The organism is Brooklawnia sp., assembly GCF_032229645.1.
GTDB lineage: Bacteria > Actinomycetota > Actinomycetes > Propionibacteriales > Propionibacteriaceae > Brooklawnia.
On sequence record NZ_JAVTWX010000080.1, the window covers coordinates 1 to 8,232 of the forward strand.

Genomic DNA, 8,232 nt, shown 5'->3' on the forward strand with positions numbered 1-8,232 from the left:
CCTTCACCACCGACATCGCGCGCGCCAACCTGTTGGCTGCGGCCTCGCCGATCAACGAAGGTGTCTACAACGTGGCCAGCGGCGTGGAAACCTCACTCCGCGGCCTGGCCGATGCCCTGCTGCGCACGATGGGTTCTGACCTTGAGGTCGAGCACGGCCCGGCCCGTACGGTCAACGGCGTTACCCGCCGCCTCGCCTCCACGGAGGCAGCCGAGCGTGATCTCGGGTTCCGCACCCAGATCGGGCTGGACGAAGGGCTGCGCCAGCTCGTCGACTGGTGGCAGGTCGAGCGTCACACTGATGCCGAGCTCGCGGGGACGCCGCAGTGAGCCGCATCAATGTGATGAAGCCCTGGCTCGGGGCCGAAGAGGTCGCCGCGGTGACCGCGGTCCTCGAGTCGGGTTGGGTGGCGCAGGGGCCGCGGGTCGCCGAGTTCGAAACCGCATTTGCGGCGAAGCAGGGCGCCCACCGTGCCGTGGCACTGTCGTCATGCACCACCGCACTCCAGCTGGCCTTGGTGGTCGCCGGTGTCGGTGAGGGCGACGAGGTGATCATCCCGTCGTTCTCGTTCATCGCCACGACCAACTGCGTCCGCTACGTCGGTGCGACGCCGGTCTTCGCCGACGTGGAGATCGCCACCGGCAACCTCTCCGTGGCCACCATCGAACCGGTCGTCACCGAGCGCACCAAGGCGATCATCGGAGTTGATCAGGGCGGGGTGCCGCTCGACCTGGACCCGATCCGTCAGTTCGCCGACGAGCGAGGCATCGTCGTGATCGAAGACTCGGCCTGCGCCGCCGGCTCCACGTACAAGGGCCGTCCGGTGGGAGCCGGCGCCGAGTTGGCCGCCTGGTCGTTCCATCCCCGCAAGATCCTCACCACGGGCGAGGGCGGTATGCTCACGACCTCCCGTGATGAATGGGCTGACCGGGCGAAGAAGCTGCGCGAACACGCCATGAGCGTCTCGGCGGCGGACCGGCACGGCAGCATCCTGCCGCCGCCCGAAAGTTACGACGAGGTCGGCTACAACTTCCGGATGACCGATCTGCAGGCGGCCGTTGGGTTGGTACAGCTCGGGCGCTTGGCCGAGGTCGTCGCGCGCCGGCGGGAGCTTGCTCGCCAATACTCTGCGGCAATCGCGAGTATCCCGGGTTTGCGCGCGGTGGCCGACCCCGGGTACGGCACCTGCAACTTCCAGTCCTACTGGGTCGAGGTCGAAGGTGCGTATCCACTCGACCGAGAGGGTCTGCTGACGGCGCTCGCGAAGGCGGAGATTTCCGCCCGGCGCGGCATCATGGCCGCGCACCGCCAGCTGCCTTACCAGGATCTGGTGGTGCCTGGTTCGCTTCCGAACACGGAGCGTCTGACCGACAACACCCTGATCCTGCCGCTCTACCACGAGCTCACTGAAGCAGAGCAGGACCGAGTCATAGCGGTGCTGGTTAACGCCGCATGACCTTGCCGATCATCCTGGTGGCTGCCAGCGGACTCGCCCGCGAGGCGGTGTCAGCCTGCCGGCATCCCGAGTGGGATGCCGCTGAGGTACTCGGCTACCTGGATGATGATCCCGGCAAGGCTGGGACGACGATCGACGGGCTGCCCGTGCTGGGCGACTTGGCGAGTGTGACGGAACATCCGGGCGCGCAGCTGGTGGTGTGTGCCGGCAAGGGCGCCAGCCGGCGAGCGATCGTCCGACGATTCGCGGAGTTGGGGGTTACGCCCGACCGTTACGCCACGGTGATCGACCCGTCGGTCCACGTGCCGGCGAGTTGCTCGGTTGGTGCAGGGTCGATCTTGCTCGGTGGCACCGTGCTCACCGCCGACGTGCAGGTGGGTGCGCATGTGGTGTGCATGCCCAACGTTGTGCTCACCCATGACGATGTTCTCGCTGACTTCGCGACGCTCGCGGCCGGGGTGGTCCTCGGCGGCACCGTGCACGTTGCAGAAGCCGCATACATCGGCATGAATGCCTCCGTTCGTGAGCAGCGCCAGGTTGGCGCGGAGGCAACCCTGGGCATGGGATCGGTCTTGCTCGCCGATCAGCCCGCTGGAACGACTTGGGCAGGAGTGCCCGCCAGACCACTAGACAATGCCCTAGAGGCAAGGAGTTGAGATGACCGTCCCGTTCCTAGATTTGCGGGCGCAGCAGGCCGAGATCGCCGATGAGGTCGAACCCCTGGTGCTGGAGGTGTTGCATAGCGCAGGCTTCATCGGAGGACCGCAAGTGGCAGCCTTCGAGAACGCGTATGCCAACTACATCGGCGTCAATCACTGCGTCGGAGTGGCCAATGGCACCGACGCCGTCGAGCTCGCCCTTCGCGCGGTGGGGGTGACGGCCGGAGGTGAGGTGATCATGCCGGCCAACACGTTCATCGCCACCGCCGAGGCTGCATCCCGGATCGGCGCGACGCCGGTGCCCGTGGATGTCGATGACGAGTACTTGCTCATCGATCCGGACGCTGTGGCCGCGGCAGTCACTGGTCGTACGCAGGCGATCGTGCCGGTTCACCTTTACGGTCAGGTGGCACCAGTCGACCAACTCGAAGCTATCGCCGCGGATGCTGGCGTTCCGATCGTTGAAGACGCGGCCCAGTCGCAGGGTGCCCGTCGGAACGGACGCGCGGCAGGTGGTCTGGGACGAATCGCGGCGACGTCGTTCTATCCGGGCAAGAACCTCGGCGCCTCCGGCGACGGCGGCGCGGTGACCACCAACGACGAGGAGTTGGCTCACAACGTCCGCTTGGTCGCGGGGCATGGCTCTGTCGTGAAGTACAAGCACGAGGTCGTTGGCGTGAACTCCCGGCTGGACTCGATGCATGCCGTGATACTCAACGCGAAGCTGGCGCGCCTCGACCGGTGGAACGCGCTCCGGCAAGCGGCGGCCGACCGGTACGCCGAGCTTCTCAGCGACATGCCTGGTCTTCGTGTGCCGACGAGCCTCAATGGCAACGTCGATGTTTGGCATCTGTACGTGATCCGCCTCGCTGACCGCGACCGCGTCCTGGCCGAGCTGAATGGGGCGGGCGTTGGGGCTGCTCTCCATTACCCGGAACCATGGCATCTTACTCAGGCCTACCGGCACCTCGGGTACAGCGAGGGAGCCTGTCCAGTGGCGGAGCGAGCGGCCAAGGAGATCCTGTCGCTGCCCATGTTCCCGCACCTGACCTATGAGCAGCAGGTTGTCGTGTGTAATGCGCTATCCGTCGCGGTGGGTGATGTCTGACGAGCCGGCGAACGGCTCGATTGCACAGCGGGCGTCGCGTGCGCTGGTTTGGAGCTTTCTGAACACGGTGGCGTCCCGTCTGGGAACCCTCGCGATCGGCATCGTTCTCGCTCGGGTCCTGGGCCCGAGCGAGTTCGGCGTCTTCGCTATCGCGACAGTGACCATGCTCGCTGTGCTCAGCTTCAACGAACTCGGGGTCAGCCTGGCGATCGTACGCTGGCCCGATGACCCGGCGCGCATCGCACCTACGGTCAACCTGATCTCCGTGATCAGCAGCGTTGTCCTCACGTTGGGCGTTGTCGTGAGCGCCCCTTCGATCTCGACCGCCTTGGGTGATGTTCGTGCAACACCAGTTGTGCAGCTGATGGCGGGTGCGATCCTGATCAACGGCCTAGTGGCGACTCCAGCAGCGCTACTGCAGCGGGAGTTCATGCAACGCGAGCGTACGATCGCCGATCAGGTCAACGCGTGGCTCGGGGCCTTCGTCTCGCTGGCGTTGGCGCTGATGGGGTGGGGGGCGATGAGCCTTGCCATCGGACGGCTCGCGGGCAGCTTGGCTGGGGCCATACTCTTCTGGCGTTGGTCACCTCTGCCATACCGCTTCGGGTGGGATCGATCGGTCGCCCGACGGCTCCTTGGTTTCGGACTGCCGTTGGCTGCCGCGAGCATCGTCGTGTTTGCTAGCGGCTATGCCGATCAGGTGATCGTTGGCTCGATGTTGGGCGCTCAGGCATTGGGCTTCTACGTCTTGGCCTTCAACCTGGCCAGCTGGCCGGTCAGCATCTTCTCCATGCCCTTACGCGCTGTCGCTCCTGCTGCGTTCGCAAAGATCCAGTCGGATCCCCCACGGATGACGCGCGCGTTCACGAGAGTGTTGGGGCTGCTCTCTACGGTGGCGATCCCTGCGTGCCTCGCGATCAGTGGAGCCGCCAGACCGGTAGTCGAGTTCGTGTACGGGCCTCAGTGGGCTCCTGCTGCGGACATCCTCCTATGGCTAGCGCTAGTGGCAGCTCTCCGAATCTGGTTCGAACTCTGTTACGACTTCCTGGTCGTCCTAGGACGATCCGGTGTCGTCCTCTTCACACAGTTACTGTGGTTCGTGTCCGCCATGCCACTGATGATCTTGGGCGTAACACACGCAGGAGCAGCAGGGGCGGCTGCAGGTCAGTTCATCGCTGCTGCGATCGTCGTGCTGCCCAGCTACCTAGTGGTCCTGCGATGGGCCGGGGTGCGGCCGCTCGCGACAGCGCGTGCTGTGGCTGTCCCGGTACTGATTGGTGTCCTGTTGGGCGGCGCATGTTTCGGTATCTCGGTGATCATCGACTCGGTCGCGATGGCGGCGGTCATCGCCGGCGTCGTCTCACTGATCGTCGTTGGCGGAATGGTTTACGTGAAACGCGGGGACCTCCAGAGCCTGCGATCGGCAAGGACGGAGACAACGTGAGGATCTTGGTATATCCGCACGATCTCAATATGGGTGGCAGTCAGACCAACGCCATCGAGTTGGCGGCCGCCGTTCGAGATCTTGGCCACGAGTGCATGATCTTCGGCCAACGAGGTGTCCTCAACAGTCGTATAGACGAGCTTGGCCTGGAGTTCATTGAGGCTCCTCGACCGAGCCATCGGCCGACGCCATGGATTGTGAGTGCGCTGCGCCGCCTGGCCATTGCGCGTGGAATCGACGTGATTCACGGGTACGAGTGGCCACCCGGTATGGAGGCACTCCTTGCCGCTAAGCGCGACGGCGACACTCGGGCAGTATGCACGGTAATGTCGATGTCAGTCGCCCCATTCCTTCCCGACACTATGCCTCTCATCGTCGGCACGCACCAAATCGCTGCCCATGAGCGGAAGGTTGGGCGACACGATGTCCACGTGATCGAGCCGCCTGTTGACCTCGAGCACAATGTCATGCCTGCCAGTGACGAACTTGAGTCGTTTCGGCGAGCTTGGCCGTTGGATGGCCGCCCGCTTGTTGTGTGTGTGAGCCGCCTAGCCAATGAGCTGAAGGCCGAAGGGATCCTCACCGCAATCGCGGTCGCCGATGAAATGATCGAAGGTCAGGCATTCCAACTGATGATTGTCGGCGATGGCCCAGCTCGTCAGCGCATCGAGGACGCCGCGCACCGAGTCAATAGTCGGCGTGCAGGAACGATTATTCTGACCGGTGAACTCGCCGATCCTCGTCCGGCCTACGCTATCGCGGACGTCGGGCTGGGCATGGGCGGGTCCGCGCTCCGCTCCATGGCGTTCGGAGTGCCGCTGATCGTCCAAGGAGAGAACGGATTCTTCCGGACTCTCACGCCCGAGACCGTCGATCTGTTCAAGTGGCAGGGTTGGTACGGCATGGGCGAGGGTGACTCCGGGAGCACCGAACTTCGTGGTGAACTCGTCCCGTTGCTCGCCAGCCCGACTCGGCGACAGTCACTCAGGGCGTTCGCCCACTCAGTTGTGAATGAGTTCTCGCTAGAGACAGCAGCCCACCGTCAAGTGAGGATCTATCAGCAGGTGCTCGACTCAGGGCCAAGCCTCAAAGTAGATGCCTTGCCCGACGGGCTTCGTTCGACGACGCGCTTCGCGCGGTACTTCGCACGACAACAGATCGCCCGCATGCTCCGACGCACTGCCACGGACGACTTCAACGCTACGCCCGTGGTGGCGACAGCCGACAGAGCTCGCCGGGGCGGTGCGCTCACACCTGACACCGACGGACCGATCATCTACCTACCCGGCGTCGAATGGGACGCCGTCGCAGGCACAGATCGTCAACTCGTCGAAGAGTTGGTGAAGCTGCGACCGGTGATCTGGGTAGACCCGCCGCGTTCCGTTGCCGAAACGGTGCGACGAGGTAAGCGGGTACCCTCTGTGAGCCAGCCGATCGAAGGCCTGACTCGGATCAGTGTCAATGTTCTTCCTGGCAGCGCGCGACCTGGCTTGAACTCGCTTGCTCGGTGGACACTCGTCCGTCAGTTGCGACGCTATCTAGGGAACCTGGGGTTGGCCCCAAGTGCCATAGTTGCCTCTGGGCCAGAACCCATCTTGGCGGACTTGGGCGATATACCCGGAACGAGGATCTACTTCGCCACAGATGACTTTGTGGCGGCCGCTCCTCTTTGGAACAGGTCCGCTTCTGGGCTGGCGCGCGCGAGAGAGAAGAACCTGGCAAGCGCCAACCTTGTCCTCGCGGTGACCCGCGAACTGGCGGACGTGCTGCGCCGGAGCGGAACCCCCACCGTATGGTTTCCCAACGGTGCGAATACGAGCAGGTTCGTGGACTACATGAACCAACGGGCAGCGCCCGAGGTTTCCCTGGCGGGCCCCATGGCTGGAGTGATCGGGCAGTTCAACGAACGTACAGACTTCCAGATTCTCAAGCACACCGCGGAATCAGGGGTGCGCCTGCTACTCATTGGTCCGCGGGGCTTTCATAATCCTACAAAGCTGGACGAGTTCACTTCTCTCGCGGCTCATCCGAACGTCCAGTGGATTGATCGAGTTCCGAGGAAGCGTCTGGGCGAGTTCTATGCATGCCTATCGGTTGGATTGACGGCCTATGCTGACTCCACCTTCAACCGCCGGAGCTACCCTCTCAAGACGGTGGAGTATCTTGCGGCAGGCATTCCCGTGGTGGCAACTGATGTCGCACCGGTGGATGGGTTGGATCTTCAGTTCATCGACGTCGCATCCTCAGCGGAGGAGTTCGTCCACGCCGTGCAGCGGTGGCTGGCAAGGGATGCTGCGCCTCGCAGCGAGGTACAGTCAACGGTGACCGGACAGGACTGGAGTCAGCGGGCAACCCGACTCCTGCAACTGCTCGAAAAGGCAACAACTACCATGTGACTGGGGTAACGAAAGGAGAGATGTGACGACCTCTCGGTTCCTCCGGCTAGCTTGGCGGCGATGGTACCTGGCACTCTTCGGCATGATAGTGACCGCGGGCGCCGTGTACCTCATGGTGCTGCGTGCGCCGGTCGTGTATTGGTCCCATAGCACGATGACCCTGCTGCAGCCAGACCCAAACCCGCTGCGAGCGGAGGGGGCCTATATGACTGGCGCAGCTTCAGCGATGGTGATACGCGTGAATGGTGGTGTTGCACAGACAAAGACGGCATCCCCAGAGACGACTTTGTATGGTGAGGGGGTCCTCGAGGGTTCGCGTGTCCGAATTCGCGACGTCGGGAGACAATGGACGACCTCGATTCCCGATCCCATCATCGATGTGGAGGTAGTCGGAAAGGATCCAGTCAAGGTCGAGTCGCAGACGCGCGAGTTGCTGGCGCGCTTGGAGGCAGAGCTTGTGGCTATGCAGAACGACCTGGGTGTTGCATCCGCGAACCGCATTATCAGCCAAATAGCTCCGGACCACCCAACTCTCGTCGAGATCGGCGCTAGTAGCAGGATCCGTGCGCTCGGTGCCGCGTTCGTGCTGGGCGCGGTGGCTACAGGCCTGCTCTTGTACTTCTCCGATCGGATGAGACGACTAGACCCGCAGAGGGATGATGCCCGCAGGCGTAGCTAGTGAGTGCCCTCCGGGCGGGAGTACGGTCAAAGGTGCGGCTAGTCCTTGCGTCCGCGCTTGGGGAGTTCGGGTGGTTCAGGGGCGCAAGTCGATGAGATTGCTTAGGAGAACCTCTCTGACCACGACCCGCATCTACCTTTCCGGAGTTGCCTGTACCGGCGACGTAGATCTCGGCGGTTGATGAGTCTTCTTGGGGGCCACGTCGCCGCCAGACTTATCATCAAGATCCTCAGGGTGCCTGAGAATCTGGCTGGTCGGTTCGAACCCGCAGGTAGTTCGCTTCTCTAGCCACCAAGTCGAAAAAGCAAAGATCTCACGCGACCGGGGCACTAAGGAGGCCTGTCGTGCCCGCGCATTCGTTGCCGATCCACTTTCGGCGGTCTGGGACGACATCGACTGTTGCGACGTATCCGCTTAGGGTCGCAGAGGTACGCTGGTATACAGCATGTAGTTGCCGATCTGGATGGCGATGCTCGTGGTGGGGCACGTC

At 63.4% G+C, this 8,232-nt stretch carries 6 protein-coding genes and 1 pseudogene; all 7 read left to right on the plus strand.

Going from position 1 to position 8,232, the window contains the following annotated elements; genetic code table 11:
• Positions 1 to 329, plus strand: a pseudogene (locus AAFP05_RS05470) (hypothetical protein); the annotation flags it as partial.
• Positions 326 to 1,456 (plus strand): DegT/DnrJ/EryC1/StrS family aminotransferase, encoded by a 1,131-nt coding sequence (locus AAFP05_RS05475; protein WP_341728844.1) that lies wholly within the window; start codon positions 326 to 328, stop codon positions 1,454 to 1,456. The pseudogene AAFP05_RS05470 and the gene AAFP05_RS05475, both read left to right, overlap by 4 nt.
• Positions 1,453 to 2,112, plus strand: a complete 660-nt coding sequence (locus AAFP05_RS05480) for a NeuD/PglB/VioB family sugar acetyltransferase (RefSeq protein ID WP_341728845.1) — start codon at positions 1,453 to 1,455, stop codon at positions 2,110 to 2,112. The genes AAFP05_RS05475 and AAFP05_RS05480 overlap by 4 nt, the downstream gene beginning before the upstream one ends.
• Before the next feature lies 1 nt (position 2,113).
• The gene (locus tag AAFP05_RS05485) at positions 2,114 to 3,223 is read left to right on the plus strand and encodes a DegT/DnrJ/EryC1/StrS family aminotransferase (RefSeq protein WP_341728846.1); all 1,110 of its coding nucleotides are present in this window, start codon (positions 2,114 to 2,116) and stop codon (positions 3,221 to 3,223) included.
• A complete protein-coding gene (locus tag AAFP05_RS05490) occupies positions 3,216 to 4,667 on the plus strand; it encodes a lipopolysaccharide biosynthesis protein (RefSeq protein WP_341728847.1) in 1,452 nt (483 codons plus the stop codon). Before AAFP05_RS05485 ends, AAFP05_RS05490 begins: the two co-directional genes overlap by 8 nt.
• Positions 4,664 to 7,063: a glycosyltransferase gene (locus AAFP05_RS05495; RefSeq protein ID WP_341728848.1), complete on the plus strand. Its 2,400-nt coding sequence runs from the start codon at positions 4,664 to 4,666 to the stop codon at positions 7,061 to 7,063. The genes AAFP05_RS05490 and AAFP05_RS05495 overlap by 4 nt, the downstream gene beginning before the upstream one ends.
• A gap of 154 nt (positions 7,064 to 7,217) precedes the next feature.
• Positions 7,218 to 7,742 carry a hypothetical protein gene (locus AAFP05_RS05500; RefSeq protein ID WP_341728849.1) on the plus strand — a complete coding sequence of 175 codons (525 nt, stop codon included), beginning with the start codon at positions 7,218 to 7,220 and terminating at the stop codon, positions 7,740 to 7,742.
• Positions 7,743 to 8,232 lie beyond the last annotated feature (490 nt).